Below are 17248 nucleotides of genomic sequence, written 5' to 3'. Positions count from 1 at the left end.
GTACGCCACCTCGACGACGCGTTCGGGGCGCAGCGGCACCCAGGTCCGGTCGTTGCCCGACTGCCACCGCGTCGGTGCCCCGTCGGCGACGACGTCGTCGCCGACGCGCAGTTCGTCGAGTTCGGCGAGCAGTTCGATCCGCCGCGCGGCCGTGAAGGCCGACGCCCCACCGACCATCGCCATCTGGTCGCCGTCGTACAGCCCGAGCAGCATCGACCCGATCCCCGGCTGACTCTTGTGCGGGCGGTATCCGATGACGACGCAGTCGGCGGTGCGGGCGTGCTTCACCTTCACCATCTCCCGCTTGTTCGGCAGGTACGGGCCGACCAGTTTCTTCGCCACCACCCCGTCGAGGCCGGCGCCCTCGAACGCCTCGAACCACTCGGTGGCCGTCGCGCTGGATTCGGTGGCTGCGGTGACGTGGCAGGAGGGCCCGCCGCCGACGGTGTCGACGAGGTGCGCGCGGCGCACGGAGAAGTCCTCCCGGCTCAGGTCGCGGTCGCCGAGGGCCAGCAGATCGAACGCGACGAACTGGGCCGGCGTCTTCTCCGACAGCATCGTCACCCGGCTCTCGGCCGGATGGATGCGCTCCGACAACGACTCCCAGTCGAGGCGGGTGCGGCCGTCGACGTCGCGCGGGACGACGAGTTCGCCGTCCACCACGCACCGCTCGGGCAGTTCGTCCTTCACGGCGCGGACGAGTTCGGGAAAGTACCGCGCCAAGTCTTTTCCGCCGCGGGAACCGAGCACCACCTCGTCGCCGTCGCGGAAGACGAGGGTGCGGAACCCGTCCCATTTGGGCTCGTACGACCAGGCGAGACCGGACTCCGGTTGCGGCGGAACGGACGACGCAGCCTTCGCGAGCATCGGCTGTAACGGGGGCATCACGGGGAGGTCCACCCGTCCATACTGTCACCACGATTGGCAAATCGGACAGCGATGTAATCAAATAATGCGCGACACGGCAATCGCGGTGGACACGGTCGAGGTGGCAGCGGTCATCTCAGAGGCACGGGTGGCGGGACGTCACCCGACGGAGGGGTCAGACATGACAGGGTTAGTTCGGCGGGTGTGTACCGCGGTCGTCGCGTTGTCGGCGACGGCAGTTCTGGTGGCGGGGTGCGGTTCGGACACGACGCCCACCGCGGTGCCGGAATCGGGTGCTTCCGCGGCAACCTCGACGAGCGAATCGACCACCGTGATCGACGGGCAGGAAGGCGAGGACGCGGGCGGCGACGTCGACTTCGAGGTCGCGATCGGCGAATGCGTGAAGCTCGGCGGCACCGTCACCGACGCCGAGATCGACAAGGCGGTGTGCGGCAGCCCCGATTCGAACTACAAGGTGATCGCGAAGGCCGCGAAGAACAGCCAGTGCGTCAGCGACGCCGACTCGTACTACTACGAAACCCTCGGCGGCATCGAGCAGGGCGCGATCTGCCTCGACGTGGACTGGGTGATCGGCGGCTGCATGGACGTCGGTGGCGAGGATCCCGCGCGCATCGACTGCGGTGACACGACGGCCGTCGACGGGGTGAAGGTGACGGAGATCGTGCAGGGCGCCACGTCCGTGGACTCGTGCAGCACGTCGTCCAACGGCTACGAATACTCCGAACGCAAATTCGTCGTCTGCGTCGACGAACTCTGACGGCGGGCGCAGGCCGGCCGCGGGTCCCGCCCGAGGCCGGCCTCGCTCACAACCAGCCCCGGCGTTTGAAGATGGTGTACAGCCCGGCGCAGGTGAGCATCATCAGCGACAGCGCGAACGGATACCCCCCGACCCAGTGCAGTTCGGGCATGTGATCGAAGTTCATGCCGTACACGGTTCCGATCAGGGTGGGCGCGAAGAGGATCGCCGCCCACGCCGACACCTTCTTGATCTCCTCGTTCTGCGCGTAGCTGGCCTGGGTCAGGTTGCGCATCTCCTCGTTCTGCTCCTGCGACACCAGGGTGGCGTTGACGGTGAGGATGTTCCCGAGCAGCTGACGGAACCCGTCCGCCCGCTCCACGACGACCGTCGCGTGGTCGGTGACGTCACGCAGGTAACGCTGCAACTCCTCGTCGGTGTTGTACTTCTCGAAACCCTGCGACAACCCGCGCAGCATTCCGAGCAGCGGCCTTGTGGCCCTCTGGAATTCGATGACCTCACGGGTGAGTTCGTAGATGCGCCGCGACACGCCGGGCGCCCCGCTGAACACCTCGGTCTCGATCTCGTCGATGTCGTTCTGCAGCCCGGCCACCACCGGCGCGTACCCGTCGACCACGGCGTCGAGGATGGCGTAGAGCACGGCCTCGGGTCCGAGCCGGAGCAGGTCCGGGTTGCTCTCCATCCGCCTGCGGACCGCCGACAGGTCGGGGGATTCGCTGTGCCGGACCGTGAGCACGAACGTCGGGCCGCAGAAGACGTGCAGCTCACCGAATTCGACGCGCTCAGTCTCGTCGCAGTACCGCGCGGCGCGGAGCACCACGAACAGCGTCTTGCCGTAACGCTCCAGCTTGGGCCGCTGGTGAGCGACGATGGCGTCCTCGACAGCCAGCTCGTGCAGGTCGAATTGCTTTGCCGCCGCATACAACTGGGCGTCGTTGGGCCGGTACATCCCGATCCACGCCATCGACGCCGCATCGGGCAGGCTCGCGAGCGCCTCCGACAGCGTGGCCGGGGTGGCCGTCTTCCGGCCGTCGCGGTAGACGGCACTGTTGACCACCGTCTCCTCCGCCGGCGTCGGCTCGACGGGGCGCCGTGTGACGGCGTGACCGGCGTCCGCGTCGGACACACCGGCGGAGCGGCTGGGCAGGAGGGAACGGATCGGGCGCAACTGAGGCATGGCACGGGGCTTTCGAGGGAAAAGGGCAGCGCGGGACGGCGCTGAGGAACACGGACCGTGAAACCGCGCACCTCACCGGTGGAACGGTTTCAGTTGGTACTGGGAGGTTGGCTTCTCATCGGACGCCACACCTCCTTACCCTCTCGCACTCTTCCCTCGAAAGAATGCGCTCTCGAGATAACCCAGTTCACGACCTCGGCGAACTGCAGACCGCAGGACACGATACCCCCGGCGACCGGCCACGACAACCTGGGATCCCCGCCGTGTCGGTCCCGGATCCGGCGCCTCCCGCGGCAGATACTGGGCGCGCACCGAATCACCACCGAGAGGCCCCCATGACCAGCTGGTCGGACAGACCGATCTGCGCGTTCGATCTGGAGACGACGGGGCCCGACCCCACCGACGCCCGCATCGTCTCCGCGTGCATCGCCGTCGTCGACGCTCACCACTTCGAGTCGCGCACCTGGTTGCTCGACCCGGGGGTTCCCATCCCGCAGGGCGCGTCGGACGTGCACGGCATCTCCACGGAGTACGCCCGGGCCCACGGGCAGGACTACGCCACCGGGTACGGCGAGATCCGCGACGCCCTGCACGACGCCTGGACCCGGGATCACGCCGTCGTCGCGTTCAACGCCTCCTACGACCTGACCGTCATGCACACCGAGGGTCTGCGGCTCGGGCTGCCCGAACTCGTCACCGGCATCGTGGTCGACCCCTACGTCATCGACCGCGAGATGGACCGGTACCGGAAGGGCAGGCGCACCCTCGGCGCGGTGTGCGAGCACTACGGCATCGTGCTGGAGGACGCCCACGAGGCGGAGGCCGACGCACTCGCCGCCGCACATCTCGCCCGGACGCTGGCGCAGGAGTTCCCGAATCTGCGGGCCCTCGACATCATGACCCATCAGGCCGGCTGGCACGCGGAACGGCAGCGTGACTTCGCCGACTACCTCGTCCGGCAGGGGCGCGACGCGTCGGACGTCAACGGCGAGTGGCCGATTCGAGGCCTCACCCCGTTCCGCATCGCCTGAACCGGGTCACGGGCGGTCGGAGAGCGCGCGCGAGAGCACCGGCCCGATGACGGCGAGGGAGTGCGGCTCGATCATGTCGTTGTGCCCGCAGTCCACGGGCTGTTCGTCGATCCGGCCGGTGACGAGCGGCCGCCATTCGTCCGCCGAGCGTGCCGGGGTGGTCCCGTTCCCGTCCCGGGTGGCGCGGAAGACGAGCAGGTCCCCGTCGTAGGCCCGGGGCACGAAGTGGTGCGCCAGCCACCGGGAGTTCTCGTAGCCGGCGGAGATCCGTTCGAGGTCGCGTCCCCGCACGCCGGTCTCCGTCCCGAACGACTCGTCGATCAACCGCGCCGCGTGCTCGTAGGTCATCTCGGCGTCCGGGTCGGCTTGCAGTCCCAGCCCACGCAGGAGGTCCCGGATGTCCAGCCTGCCGGTCGGCGGCTCCTCGCCGCCCACGGGGTAGCTGTCCATGACGGCCAGGGTGCCGACCTCCTCGCCCGCCGTCTGCAGTTCGACGGCCATCGCGTGTGCGATGACACCGCCGAGTGACCAGCCGAGCAGGTCGTACGGGCCGGTGGGCTGGATGGCACGCATCTCCTCGAGGTAGCGGTGCGCCAGCTGCTCGATCGTCCGGTAGTCGCCGCCGCCGCTGATCGTGGGCAGTTGCAGCCCGTACGCGGGCCGGTCCGGCGGGAGGTACTGCACCAGACCGGCGTACCCCCAGGACAGCCCGATTCCCGGATGCACGCAGAACAGCGGCCTGCCGCTGCCGTGCGCTCGCAGCGGAATCACGACGGTGAGCGCCTCTTCCAGGCCGGCGCTCCGGTGCGGAAGGTCGAGTCGGCCTGCGATCCCCGCCGGGGTCGGGTCGAGGAACATCCATTGCAGCGGAACCCGCCGGTCCAGTTCGGCCTGCAGTGCGCTGACGATCCGGGTGGCGAGGAGGGAGTTTCCGCCGAGATCGAAGAAGCTGTCGGCGGTGCCCACCCGGTCCACCCCGAGAACCGACGCGAAGACGTCCACGACGAGGCGCTCGGTCTCCGTGGCCGGGGCCCGGAACGCGGCACCGGTCGAACCGAACTCGGGGGCAGGCAACGCCTTCCGGTCGAGCTTGCCCACCGGGGTCATCGGTATCCGGTCGAGCACGACCACCGCGGACGGCACCATGTGGGCGGGCAGGCGCTCGGACGCGTAGGTGCGCAGTTCGGCGGGCTCGACCTCCTGACCGTCCTGCACCCGCACATACGACGCGAGCACGGTGTCGCCGGACGGGCCGGTGTGACCGACGGTGGCGGCGAACGCCACCGCCGGGTGCCTGCCGAGCACGGCGTCGATCTCCCCGAGCTCGATGCGGAAGCCACGGACCTTGACCTGGAAGTCGCTGCGGCCCAGATACTCCAGGGTGTGGTCACGCCTCCAGCGCACCACGTCGCCGGTCCGGTACATCCGGCACCCCGGCTCGCCGAAGTTGCAGGCCACGAATCGTTCCGAGGTGAGCGCAGGCCGGTCGTGGTACCCGCGCGCCATACCCGGCCCGCCGATGTACAACTCGCCGGGCACCCCGGCAGGTACGGGCTGCAGCCGCTCGTCGAGGACGAGGAACGCGAATCCCCGTGCGGGCGAACCGATGTTCACACCCTCGCCGGGACGCATCGGGGCGCTGACACTCGCCTGGATGGTGGTCTCCGTGGGTCCGTACCCGCTGTGCAGGCTCCGGCCCGGCGCCCACCGCGCGACGACCTCCGGCGGGCACGCCTCGCCCACCAGGTCGAGGACGCGGAGCGAATCGAGCCCGTCGTTGTCGAGCGCCGCCAGCGCCGTCGGGGTGATGGTCGCGTGGGTCACGCGCTCGCGACGGAACAGGTCCGCCAGCTCGCTGCCCCCGAGGACGGCGGGCGGCACGATCACGACCTGGGCCGACGCGCTGAACGCCATCATCAGTTCGAACACGGAGGCGTCGAAACTCGGGGACGCCAGCTGCGACACCCGGGACGCGTGGGTGACCTGGAACCGTTCGTGCGTCTCCGCGGTGAAGTCGGCCATCCCCCGGTGAGTGACGGTGACGCCCTTCGGTCTTCCGGTCGACCCCGACGTGTAGATGAGATAGGCCGGGTGGGCGAGGTGCAGCGGACTCGTCCGATCCTCGTCGGTGACCGGTGCGGGCGAGACCGCTGCCACCTGCGCGGCGGCCTCCTCGTCGTCGAGGATCAGCCACGGGACGGTGTCCGGAAGGTCGCCGCGGCGACTTCTCACGGTGAGTCCGAGTGCGGCCCGGCAATCGGTGAGCATGTAGTCGATGCGCTCGCGCGGATACGTGGGGTCGACGGGCACGAACGCCGCACCGGCCTTGGTGATCGACCAGATCGCGACCACCGACTCGATCGAGCGGGGCATGCCGACGGCCACGAACGTCTCCGGCCCCACCCCACGGCCGCGCAGGACCCGCGCCCACCGGTTGGACCACTCGTCGAGTTCGCGGTAACCGACCTGCCGGTCCTCGTAGGACAGGGCCACCGAATCGGGGTCGAATGCGGCGGCCGCGGTGAGCAGGTCGGGCCACAACTGCGCTGGGACGTCCGGCTCGCCGCGGGCAGGCGCCATCGCCCGCAACTCCGCCTCGTCGAGCAGCGGGAGGTCGCCGACCGGCCGGTCGGGGTTCGCCGTGACGGCGTCGAGGATCCGCACGAACCGGTCGGCGAACCCGCGGACGGTGCCTGCGTCGAAGAGGTCGGTGGCGAAATCGACGGCGCCGCTCATCCCCGCCGGCGCACCGTCCGCGTCGAACTCCTCCGCCAGCAGGAATTCGAGATCCACCTTGACCACGGCGAGCCCGGAGTCGATGCCGCGGACGTCCAGCCCCGGCAGCGTCAGGACCGGTCGCTCGTTGTTCTGAAATTCCAGCGAGACCTGGACGAGCGGCGCGTACGCCGTCGTGCGGGTCGGCCCGACCGCGTCCACCACCCGCTCGAACGGAACGTCGGCGTGTGCGAACGCCCCGAGGTCGACGTCGCGGCAGTGCGCGGCCAGGGCGGTGAACGGCGCGGCCGCGTCCACCCGGGTGCGGAGCGCGAGTGTGCCGACGAACATGCCGACGAGTCCGTCGAGCACAGGGTCGCCGCGGCCGGCGATCGGGGTGCCGACGGCCACGTCCGCGGTGCCGCCGAGCCGACTGAGCAACACCGCCAGGGCGGCATGCACGGTCATGAACTCGGTGGAGCCGAGACGACGCGACAGCTCCCGGATCCGTCGATGCAGGTCGGCGTCGACGGAGAAGTGGATGCGCGCGCCGCGGAAGGACTGCTGCGACGGCCGATCCCGGTCGGTGGGCAGTTCCAGCAGGTCGGGGGTGCCGGCCAGCGCGGTCGTCCAGTAGTCCAGCTGCCTCGACAGCAGCGACTCGGGGTCGTCTTCCGAGCCGAGCAGTTCCCGCTGCCACAGGGCGTAATCGGCGTACTGCACCGGGAGCGGTGTCCAGTCGGGCGCGCCGCCGGACGCGCGGGCGCCGTACGCCGCCATCACGTCGCGCACCAGCGGGCCCATCGAGAACCCGTCCGCCGAGATGTGATGCACCACCACGGCGAGGACGTGTTCGGCGGCGCTCGGCGAGTACAGGCCGGCGCGCAGCGGAAGCTCCACGGTCACATCGAACCCCGCCGAGACGAACCGGGACACCTCGTCCCGCAGGTGCGCTTCCGCGACGGGGACGGGGACCAGCGGAGGCACCGCACCCGCGGCGGGCAGGATCTGCTGAACCGGCCAGTCCCCGCGGACCGGGAACATCGTGCGCAGCGACTCGTGCCGGACGAGGACGTCGGTGAGGGCCGAGTTCAGCGCTCCCACATCGAGATCCCCACTCAGTGCCACCACGATCGGGATGTTGTAGGCGGCCGAGGTGGTGTCGAGCTGGTTGACGAACCACATCCGCTGCTGCGCGAACGACAGCGGTATGTCGTCGGGCCGGGTGCGGGCCCCGAGTACCGGGCGGCCGGACGCTCCCGCCCCGGACTGGTCGATTCGCGCCGCCAGCGCCGCGACGGTGGGCGCCTCGAACAGGTCCCGCACCCCGCAGTCGGTGCCGAGCAACGCGCGCAGCCGTGCCGTGACCCGGGTGGCGCTCAGGGAGTTGCCGCCGAGGTCGAAGAAGTCGGCGTCGGCGCCGACCCGCGCCAGTCCGAGCACGTCCGCGAAGACACCGGCCACCGTGTCCTCGACCGGGCCGGCCGGGACCCGGTAGTGTCCCGCCCCGGACAGCAGGTCGGGCTCCGGCAGTGCCGAGCGGTCCAGCTTGCCGACGGCCGTCAGCGGAATGCGTTCCAGCACCGTGATCGAGGTGGGCACCATGTGCGCCGGCAATCGGTCCGCGACGTGCCGGGTGAGTTCGGCGGTGTCGAGGGAGCCGCCCGAAGACGGCACGACGTAGGACACCAGCAGGGCGTCACCCGCGGGCCCGCGGTGCGCGAGAGTGGCCGCGAATCCGACGTTCGGCTCCGACATCAGCGTGGCGTCGATCTCGCCGAGTTCGATGCGGAAGCCGCGCACCTTGACCTGGAAGTCGGTGCGGCCCACGTACTCGATGCTGTGGTCCGGCGTCCAGCGCACGATGTCGCCGGTGCGGTACATCCGTTCACCGGGCCGGAACGCGTCGGCGACGAACCGTTCGGCGGTCAGTGCCTGCCTGCGGTGGTAGCCGCGGGCCAGACCCGCACCGGCGAGATACAACTCGCCCGGAACACCCACGGGGACCGGTTGCAGCCGGGTGTCGAGCACCAGTTCCGTCACGCCGCGGATCGGCCCGCCGATGGTGATCGGTTCCCCCGGGACCATCGGTGCGCTGATGTTGGACATGATCGTGGTCTCGGTCGGCCCGTACGCGTTGTGCAGCCTGCGGCCGGGCGCCCAGCGGGCGACGAGTTCCGGTGGGCACGCCTCGCCGCCGAACACCAGGTCCGTGAGGTGCGTCAGCCCGGCGGGGTCGAGCGACGCCAGCGCGGCCGTGGTGATGAACGCGTGGGTGACGTTCCCGTCGGCCAGCAGCCGCGCGAGTTCGTCGCCGCCGAACACGGTGGGCGGCGCGATCACCATCGTCGCGCCGGCGCCGAACGCCTGGAGATACTCGAACACGGACCCGTCGAAACTCGGGGTGGAGAAGTGCAGGGTCCGGGATTGCGGTGTCGCACTGAAACGTTCGAGTTGGTCGAGGGCGAAGTTGTCCAGACCGCGGTGGGTGACCACCACCCCCTTCGGCAGGCCAGTGGACCCCGACGTGTAGACGGCGTACGCGGCGGTGTCCAGCGTGACCGGCCCGCTCCGGTCGGCGTCGGTCACGGGCGCCCCCGGACGCTCGGCGCACTCGCCTGCGAAGCCGGGTTCGTCGAGGAGCAGCCAGTGGGCGTCGCCCGGGAGCCGGTTCCGATGCTCGGTCGTGGTCAGGCCGAGCGTGACTCCGGAATCGACGAGCATGTGCGTGATGCGTTCGTCGGGGTAGTTCGGGTCGATCGGCACGAACGCCGCACCGGTCTTCGCCACCGCCCACACCGACAGCACCGAATCGAGGGACCGCGGAATCCCGATGGCCACGAACGTTTCCGGGCCCGCCCCGCGCGCGATGAGGGCGCGGGCCAGACGATTCGAGTGCTCGTCCAGCTCACCGTAGGTCACGTCGACGTCCTCGTAGGACAGGGCGACCGCGTGCGCGTCGAGCGCGGCGCCCTCCTCGAGGATCTGCGGCAGTGTGCGCGCCGATCCGCCCGGACCTCCGCGCACCGGCACCAGTTCGGCGCGCTCCCGGTCGGTCAGCAGCGACAGTGCGGCCAGCGGACGGTCCGGACGGGTGCAGGCGTCGAGCACCCGGAGCACCCGCCCGGCGAGGTCGGCGACGGTGTCCGGGTCGAACACGTCCGGAAGGTACTCGAATTTCAGACGCAGCCGGGCGTCCACGGACGCGACGAGACTCAGCGGATAGTGGGCGGCGTCGCGGGCGGCCACTCCGGCGACGCGCATCCCGGCGATGTCGGTGTCGGTGGTGAGCCCGCCGCTGTCGACGGGGTACGACTCGAACACCGTCAACGTGTCGAATCCGACCTCCGGACCCGCGGCGCGCTGAATCTCGGACAGGCCCAGGTAGTGATGATCCAGCAGCGCCGCCTGCTCGGCCTGCACCCGTTCCAGCAGTGCACCGACGGTGTCGTCGGCACGCAGCCTGATCCGGACGGGGAGTGTGTTGATGAACAGCCCCACCATCGTCTCGATGCCCGCCAACTCGGGCGGACGCCCCGAGACGGTGGCGCCGAACAGCACGTCCTCGCGGGCGGTCGACGCACCCAGCACGATCCCCCACGAGACCTGGACGAGAGTGTTGACGGTCAGCCCCCGCGTACGCGCGACGTCCCGCAACCGGGCGGTGCGCTCCTCGTCGAGGTCGAAGACGCACTCGTCGGACATCGTGGACAACCGTCGACCCCGGTCGGCCACATTCCCCGTCGCCCCGCTCGCCCCGTGGGCCAGCAACGTCGGACCGTCCACCCCGGCGAGAGCCCGGGCCCACACTTCGCGGGAGGCGTCCTGATCGCGGCGCGTCATCCACGCCAGGTAGTCGCGGTATGCGCGCACCCGAGGGAGCGGCGACGCGTCCCCGTCGGTGGCGTACAGCGACAGCAACTCCCGGACCAGCAACGGCATCGACCAGCCGTCGAGCAGGATGTGATGGTTCGTCGACACCAGCCGGTATCGGTTCGGCCCGGTCGCGATCAGCATGAACCGGATCAGCGGGGCGTCCGTCATGTCGAACGGGCGGACCCGGTCCTCGGCCAGCAGTCGCGTGATCTCGGACGCGGCGGCATCCTCGCCGCGAGCCGTCAGGTCGACCTCGTGCCAGGGTGCCTCCACGTGTGCCCGGACCACCTGAACGGCGTTGCCCTCGGCGTCCCGGAGGAATCCGGCGCGCAAGTTGTCGTGCCGGGCCAGCAGCGTATCGGCGGCGCGGCGCAGTCGACGCGGATCCACGGCGCCGTGGAGTTCGAGGCTCACCTGCACCAGATAGGCGTCGAGGGAGTCGTCGGCGAGTTCGGCGTGGAAAAGCATGCCGGACTGCAGGGGCGACAACGGCCATACGTCCGTCAGGTCGGGGCAACGGCTTTCGAGCGCCTCGATCGCGTCCTGCCGCAGTGCGACGAGTTCGAAGTCCGACGGCGTGAATCCGGTGCCGCCCGACTCCGCGTGCGTCCCGAGGCCGGCGAGGGCCTGCAGCCACAACTGCGCGAGTTCCTCGACGTCCGCGCGGGTGAGTACCTCCGGTGGGTAGGTCCACGTGGATCTCAGCTCGGGGCCGTCGCCGGAGTCGACGGTCAGCGCATTGATGTCGACGACGGCCGCGACCGGGACGGCCGGGTTCTCGCGCAGACCGGGTTCGTCGACCGGCACCCAGTCCTCCGCGGACTCCGTGGCGGTCGCGCCCATTCTGCCGAGGTAGTTGAAGCTGACCTGAGGTATCGGCAGCGGCGAAAGAGACTGTGCCGTGTCGTCGTTCAGGTACCGGAGAAGCCCGAACCCGATGCCGTGGTCGGGGACGGCGAGGAGTTGCTCCTTCACCGACTGGAGCGCGGCCCCCGCGGAGGGACCTCCAGCGAACGCGTCGTCGAGGTCGACCCCGCTGAGATCGAGGCGCACGGGGAAGATCGTGGTGAACCAGCCGATCGTGCGCGCGAGGTCGGCGCCGGGCACCACCTGCTCTTCACGGCCGTGGCCTTCGAGCGCCACCAGCGCGCCGGGGAGGTCGATGCCGCGGTGTCGCCGCCACCGCGTCAGCGCCATCGTCAGCGCGGTCAGCAGAACATCGGCCACGCTGCCGTGGAACGCCCGCGGCACGGTCGTCGACAGCGTCTCGGTCAGCGCGGCGGGAACGCGTACCGCGAGGTCGGCGGCGGTCGCGGCGGTGTCCGACGCGGTCAACGGGCGTGACCCCAGCAGCGGGTCGGGTGCGGCCGACATGGCGCGCCACACGTCGAGTTCGGCGACGCGCCGGGGCTCACGCGCGGCGTCCGCGAGTCCGTGCGCCCACCGGCGCATCGACGTCCCCGGCCGCTCCAGCATCGGCGCCGCGCCGGACTGCAGTTGCGCGCACACCGACGCGAGGTCGGGAATCAGGATCCGCCACGACACCCCGTCCATCGCCAGGTGATGCACGACGATCAGCACGCGCCCCGGACGTTCGCCCCCGTCGAACCAGACCGCCTGCACCATCACGCCCGACTCCGGATCGAGCCGATCGAGAGCGCTGTCGAATTCGGTGCCGACGTCGTCCGCCCGGCCGCGGCGCAGCACGGTCGCCGCCCGCACCGACCCTTTCTCCTGTACCTCCATCGACCATCCCGGTTGGGTGCTGGACGTGCGGTACAACCGCGCCCGCAAGACGTCGTGCCGGTCCAGCACGGCCTGCAGGGCGCGCGTCAGGGTGTCTTCGGTCATCGTCGGCGGGAGGGTGAACAGCGCGGACTGCGCGTAGCGGCGGAAATCCCCACCTCTGGCGAGCATCCACCGCACGATCGGCGTCAGCACGATCTCCCCGACCCCGCCGCCGGGCAGTTCGTCGAGAACTACCGGCGCGTCGTCCGTGCCGGCTGTCGCGGCCAGCCCGGCAACGGTTTTGCGCTCGAACACGTCCCGCGGCGAGATCAGTACTCCGGCAGCCTTGGCGCGGGTGACCAGCTGGATCGACATGATCGAGTCGCCGCCGAGAGTGAAGAAGGAGTCGTCGACACCCACCGAGTCGAGACCGAGGACCTCCGCGAACAGGCCGGCGAGGATGCGTTCGGTCTCGGTGACCGGTCCGCGGCCCGTGGTCACCCGCTGCCCGAAGTCCGGTTCGGGCAGCGCTTTCCGATCGAGTTTGCCGTTCACCGTCAGCGGCAGTGCGTCGAGCACCATCACCGCGGCCGGCACCATGTGCGACGCCAATCGCTCCGCGGCAGCGTCGACGATCACGGCCGGATCGAGCGCGACGCCGGCTTCCGGCACCACGTACCCGACCAGGCGGTCGCCGCGTGACGTCACCGCCGCCTGGGCCACCCCCTCACTCGCGAGCAGGGCCGACTCCACCTCCCCGAGTTCGATTCGGTAGCCCTTCACCTGCACCTGGAGGTCGTTGCGGCCGAGGTACTCCAGCTGTCCGTGCGCGTTCCACCTGCCCAGATCTCCGGACCGGTACATCCGGGCCCCGGGCACGAACGGGTCGGCGACGAATCGGCCGGACGTGAGGGCGGCCCGGCCGAGGTAGCCGCGCGAGACCTGCGCTCCGGAGACGTACATCTCCCCGACGACTCCCGGCGGCACCGGGTGGAGTCGTCCGTCGAGCACGTACACGTGCAGTCCGGGCAGACCGCGCCCGATCAGCGAACCGGACGCCTCCTCGACGAGGTCCCGGTCGACCGGCAGGTGGGTGACGTGCACGGTCGTTTCCGTGATGCCGTACATGTTCGCCAGGACCGGCGCGGTGTCGCCCCGGCGGGCGTACCAGCGCCGGAGGTGGCCGAAGTCGAGTGCCTCCCCGCCGAAGATCACGTATCGCAGCGACAGCGCGGGACCGCCCGCGAGGCGATCCGCCTCCGCCAATTGGTAGAAGGCGGTGGGGGTTTGATTGACGACCGTGACTGCTTCGTCACGCAGGAGGTCGAGGAATTTCTCGGGTGAGCGCGCCGTGTAGTAGTCCACCGGCACCAGCCGGCCACCGTGGGTGAGTGCCCCCCACATCTCCCACACCGAGAAGTCGAATGCCGCGGAATGGAACATGGTCCACACGTCGGCAGGTCCGAATCCGAACAGTGTCTGTGTGTTCGCGATCAGCGTGACGACGTTGCGGTGCGAGACCTGCACGCCCTTCGGCTGCCCGGTGGAACCGGAGGTGTAGATCACGTAGGCCACGGAGTCCAGATGCAGCGGAATGCGGCGGTCGTCGTCGGTCACCGGAAGCGGGGACAGCTGCTGCAGTGCAGTTACGGTCGCGGGGTCGTCCACCACGACCACCGGCACCCCGCAGCCGCGGAAGGTCTCGGCGTCCGAGGTGGTGCTGAGCACACACGTCGGCCGGGCGTCGCCGAGCAGGAAGGCCAACCGCTCGGCAGGAGAGGCCACATCCACCGGGAGGTAGCCCGCGCCCGCCTTCACCACCGCCACCAGCGCCGCGACGAGGTCGATCGACCGCGTCATCCCCACCGCCACCAGTGTTTCCGCACCGGCTCCCCGCGCCACCAGCAGTCGGGCCAGCCGGTTGGCCCGCTCGTCGAGTTCCCGGTACGTCACCGACGTGCCCTCGCAGCGCACCGCGACGGCCTCACCGTCGGACGCCACCGCCCGATCGAACAGATCGACCAGCGACAGCGGCGCGACGTCGGTCCCCGGCCGATACGCGGAAGTGAGCACGAGTTCGCGTTCGGGGGCGTGCAGGATGTCGACGTCCCCCACGGGTGCGCTGGGGTCGGTGGTGACCGCCGCGATCACCCGCACGAATCGCTCTGCGAGTTTCTCCACCGACGCACGATCGAAGACGTCGGTCGCGTAGCGGACACCGGCTCCGATCCCGGCGGGCACGCCCTGCTCGTCTACCCTCTCCACCAGGCTCAGCTGCAGATCGAATTTCGCGACGTCCAGATCGACGTCGAGCGACCGGGCGGTCAGCCCGGGCAGTTCCAGGTGTGTGCGGGTGGCGTTCTGGAATTCGAGCAGCACCTGGAACAGCGGTGAGTGCGCGGTGGACCGCTCGGGTGCGAGTTCGTCGACCAGCCGCTCGAAGGGCAGGTCTGCGTGCTCGAACGCACCGAGGTCCACCGACCGCACGCCGGTGAGCAACTCGGCGAACGACGTTCCCGCGGATACCGGGGTGCGGAGTACCAGCGTGTTGACGAACATCCCCACGACGTCGTCGAGTGCGGCGTGGCCGCGGCCCGCGATCGGGGTTCCGACCACCACGTCTTCCGATCCCGTCACTCTCGCCAACAGTACGGCCAGGGCTGCGTGCACCACCATGAACAGCGTCGAATTGCACTGGTGCGCAATATCTGCCAGGGCCTGGTGGACGTTCGGTGCGATGTCGAACGGAACCACGGCCCCGACCATCGACCGCTGCGCGGGCCGGGGCCGGTCCAGCGGCAGCGGCATTACGTCCGGGACGCCCGACAACGTCCGGGTCCAATAGCCGAGCAGACCGGACATCGTCGAACCGGACTGCCTGCCGGTACCCAGGATCTCGCGCTGCCACAGGCTGTAGTCGGCGTACTGCACGGGCAGTGGCGCCCAGCCGGGCGCGTGCTGCTGCGCGCGCGCCGTGTAGGCGAGCATCACGTCCCGCGCCAGGGGGGCCATCGAGAAGCCGTCGGCCGCGATGTGGTGCACGACGAGGGCGAGGACGTGCCGCTCGGGCGTGAGTCGCCACAGCCGGACGCGAATCGGAAGGTCCTCGGTGACATCGAATCCGACGACGAAGAACGCGGTGAGCGAATCCCCGAGCGCTCCTTCCGCAACCGGGACCGGCTCGAGGTCGGGGGTGACGAGTGCGGAATCGGCGATCATCTGCCGGGGACCGTCCGCGGAACCGGGGAACACGGTGCGCAGCGATTCGTGTCGCTCCAGGACGTCGCCGAGTGCCGCGCGCAGTGCATCGAGATCGAGAGCCCCGTCCAGTTGCAGCGCGACCGGAATGTTGTAGGCCGGTGAGGCGGTGTCGAACTGGTTGACGAACCACATCCGCTGCTGCGCGAGCGACAGCGGAATTCGCTCGGGTCGTGGCCCCCCAGTGAGCGCCAGAGTGCCGGAACTCGGCATGTCCGAGTCGATCCGGACGGCGAGATCGCACACCACGGGTGCGTCGAACAGCGCCGCGACACCCAAGTCGGTGTCCAGCGCGCTGTTGATGCGTCCCACCGCACGGGTGGCGCTGAGCGAATCGCCGCCGAGGTCGAGGAAGCTGTCGTCGGCGCCAACGCGGTCGATCCCGAGGACGGCGGCGAAGGCGGACGCGACCGCCTCCTCCGCGGGTGTCGTCGGTGCGCGGTATCCGCGGGTGGTCGTGCCGAAGTCGGGTGTCGGCAGGGCTTTCCGATCGAGTTTGCCGTTCACCGTCACCGGCAACTCCGGCAACACCACCACCACCGACGGCACCATGAACCCCGGCAACACCATCGCCGCCGACTCCCGCACCGCCCGCTCGTCCACCACCATGCCGGCCACCGGCACCACATACCCCGCCAGATACTCCCCCGCCACCCCATCACCACGCAGCACCACCACCGCCTGCGCCACCTCCACCCGGCGCAGCAACACCGCCTCCACCTCACCCAGCTCGACCCGCTGACCCCGCAACTTCACCTGAAAATCCGTACGACCCAGATACTCCAACTCCCCCGAGGACAACCACCGAACCCGATCCCCCGTCCGATACAAGCGCGCACCCAGCTCATCCCCACACCCGAACGGGTTCGCCACGAACCGATCCGCCGTCAACTCCGCCCGCCCCGCATACCCCCGCGCCAACTGCACCCCACCCAGATACAACTCCCCCGCCACCCCCACCGGCACCGGCCGCAACCGCCCATCGAGCACGAACGTCTGTGTATTCCACACCGGCGCCCCGATCGGCACCACCACCGAATCCGCCCCTGTGACCTCGTGGAACGTCACATCCACCGCAGCCTCGGTCGGGCCGTACAAATTGTGGATGCGGGACTCGGGGAGCAGTGCCCGCATCCTCGACACCGTCTGCGCGGGCAGCGCCTCACCCGAGGCGAACACCTGCCGCAGGCTCGTGCAGCGCGCCGCGGCCGGCTCGGCGGTGAACACGGCGAGCATGGAGGGAACGAAATGCACTGTGGTCACACCGTGTTCGACGATCAGGCCGGAAAGATATGCGGGGTCGCGATGCCCGTCCGGGGCGGCGATCACCAACCGCGCACCGACGATCAACGGCCAGAACAACTCCCACACCGACACATCGAACGTCACCGGCGTCTTCTGCAACACCACATCACCGGCGTCCAACCGATACCGATCCTGCATCCACAACAACCGATTCACCACACCCGCATGCGGAACCGCCACCCCCTTCGGCCGACCCGTCGACCCCGACGTGAACATCACATACACCGGATGAGCAGGCAACAACGGCGCACGCCTCTCCCCCACCCCCACCGGAGAATCCGAGAATCCCGACACATCCAACTCATCGACCGCCACCACCCGAACCGACCCCGCGAACACCCCCACATCCGCCGACGTCGTCAACACCACCACCGGAGCAACCGTGCCCACCACATACCCGACCCGCTCCGAAGGCTGATCCGGATCTATCGGCACATACGCCCCACCCGCCACCACCACCGCATACATCCCCACCACCATGTCCACCGACCGCCGCACCGCCACACCCACCGA

Annotated in this window: 5 protein-coding genes; 2 read left to right on the top strand and 3 right to left on the bottom strand. The window is 69.9% G+C overall.

Annotated features, from left to right (window positions below; genetic code table 11):
- Window positions 1–900 (bottom strand): ATP-dependent DNA ligase (locus ACFTZB_RS28740; protein ID WP_378436481.1); only part of this gene is annotated, 900 nt, incomplete at its 3' end.
- A gap of 52 nt (window positions 901–952) precedes the next feature.
- Here ACFTZB_RS28740 and ACFTZB_RS28735 point away from each other — a divergent pair.
- Window positions 953–1645 (top strand): hypothetical protein, encoded by a 693-nt coding sequence (locus ACFTZB_RS28735; protein WP_378436479.1) that lies wholly within the window; start codon window positions 953–955, stop codon window positions 1643–1645.
- 46 nt (window positions 1646–1691) lie between these two features.
- Here ACFTZB_RS28735 and ACFTZB_RS28730 read toward each other — a convergent pair whose 3' ends face one another.
- The gene (locus ACFTZB_RS28730; RefSeq protein WP_378436478.1) at window positions 1692–2822 is read right to left on the bottom strand and encodes a magnesium and cobalt transport protein CorA; all 1131 of its coding nucleotides are present in this window, start codon (window positions 2820–2822) and stop codon (window positions 1692–1694) included.
- Between the two features lie 335 nt (window positions 2823–3157).
- On the opposite strand from ACFTZB_RS28730, the gene ACFTZB_RS28725 reads away from it, so the two are divergent.
- Complete coding sequence (locus ACFTZB_RS28725) at window positions 3158–3853, top strand: 3'-5' exonuclease (RefSeq protein WP_378436476.1); 696 nt, start codon at window positions 3158–3160, stop codon at window positions 3851–3853.
- 6 nt (window positions 3854–3859) lie between these two features.
- Here ACFTZB_RS28725 and ACFTZB_RS28720 read toward each other — a convergent pair.
- The coding region (locus ACFTZB_RS28720; protein ID WP_378436474.1) for an amino acid adenylation domain-containing protein at window positions 3860–17248 on the bottom strand (13389 nt) is incomplete at its 5' end.

Source organism: Rhodococcus sp. NPDC057014 (assembly GCF_042673295.1).
In the GTDB taxonomy this organism is placed as follows: domain Bacteria; phylum Actinomycetota; class Actinomycetes; order Mycobacteriales; family Mycobacteriaceae; genus Rhodococcus_F.
The sequence above is the reverse complement of the archived record's forward strand: the minus strand, read 5'-3'. Positions and strand labels throughout refer to the sequence as shown.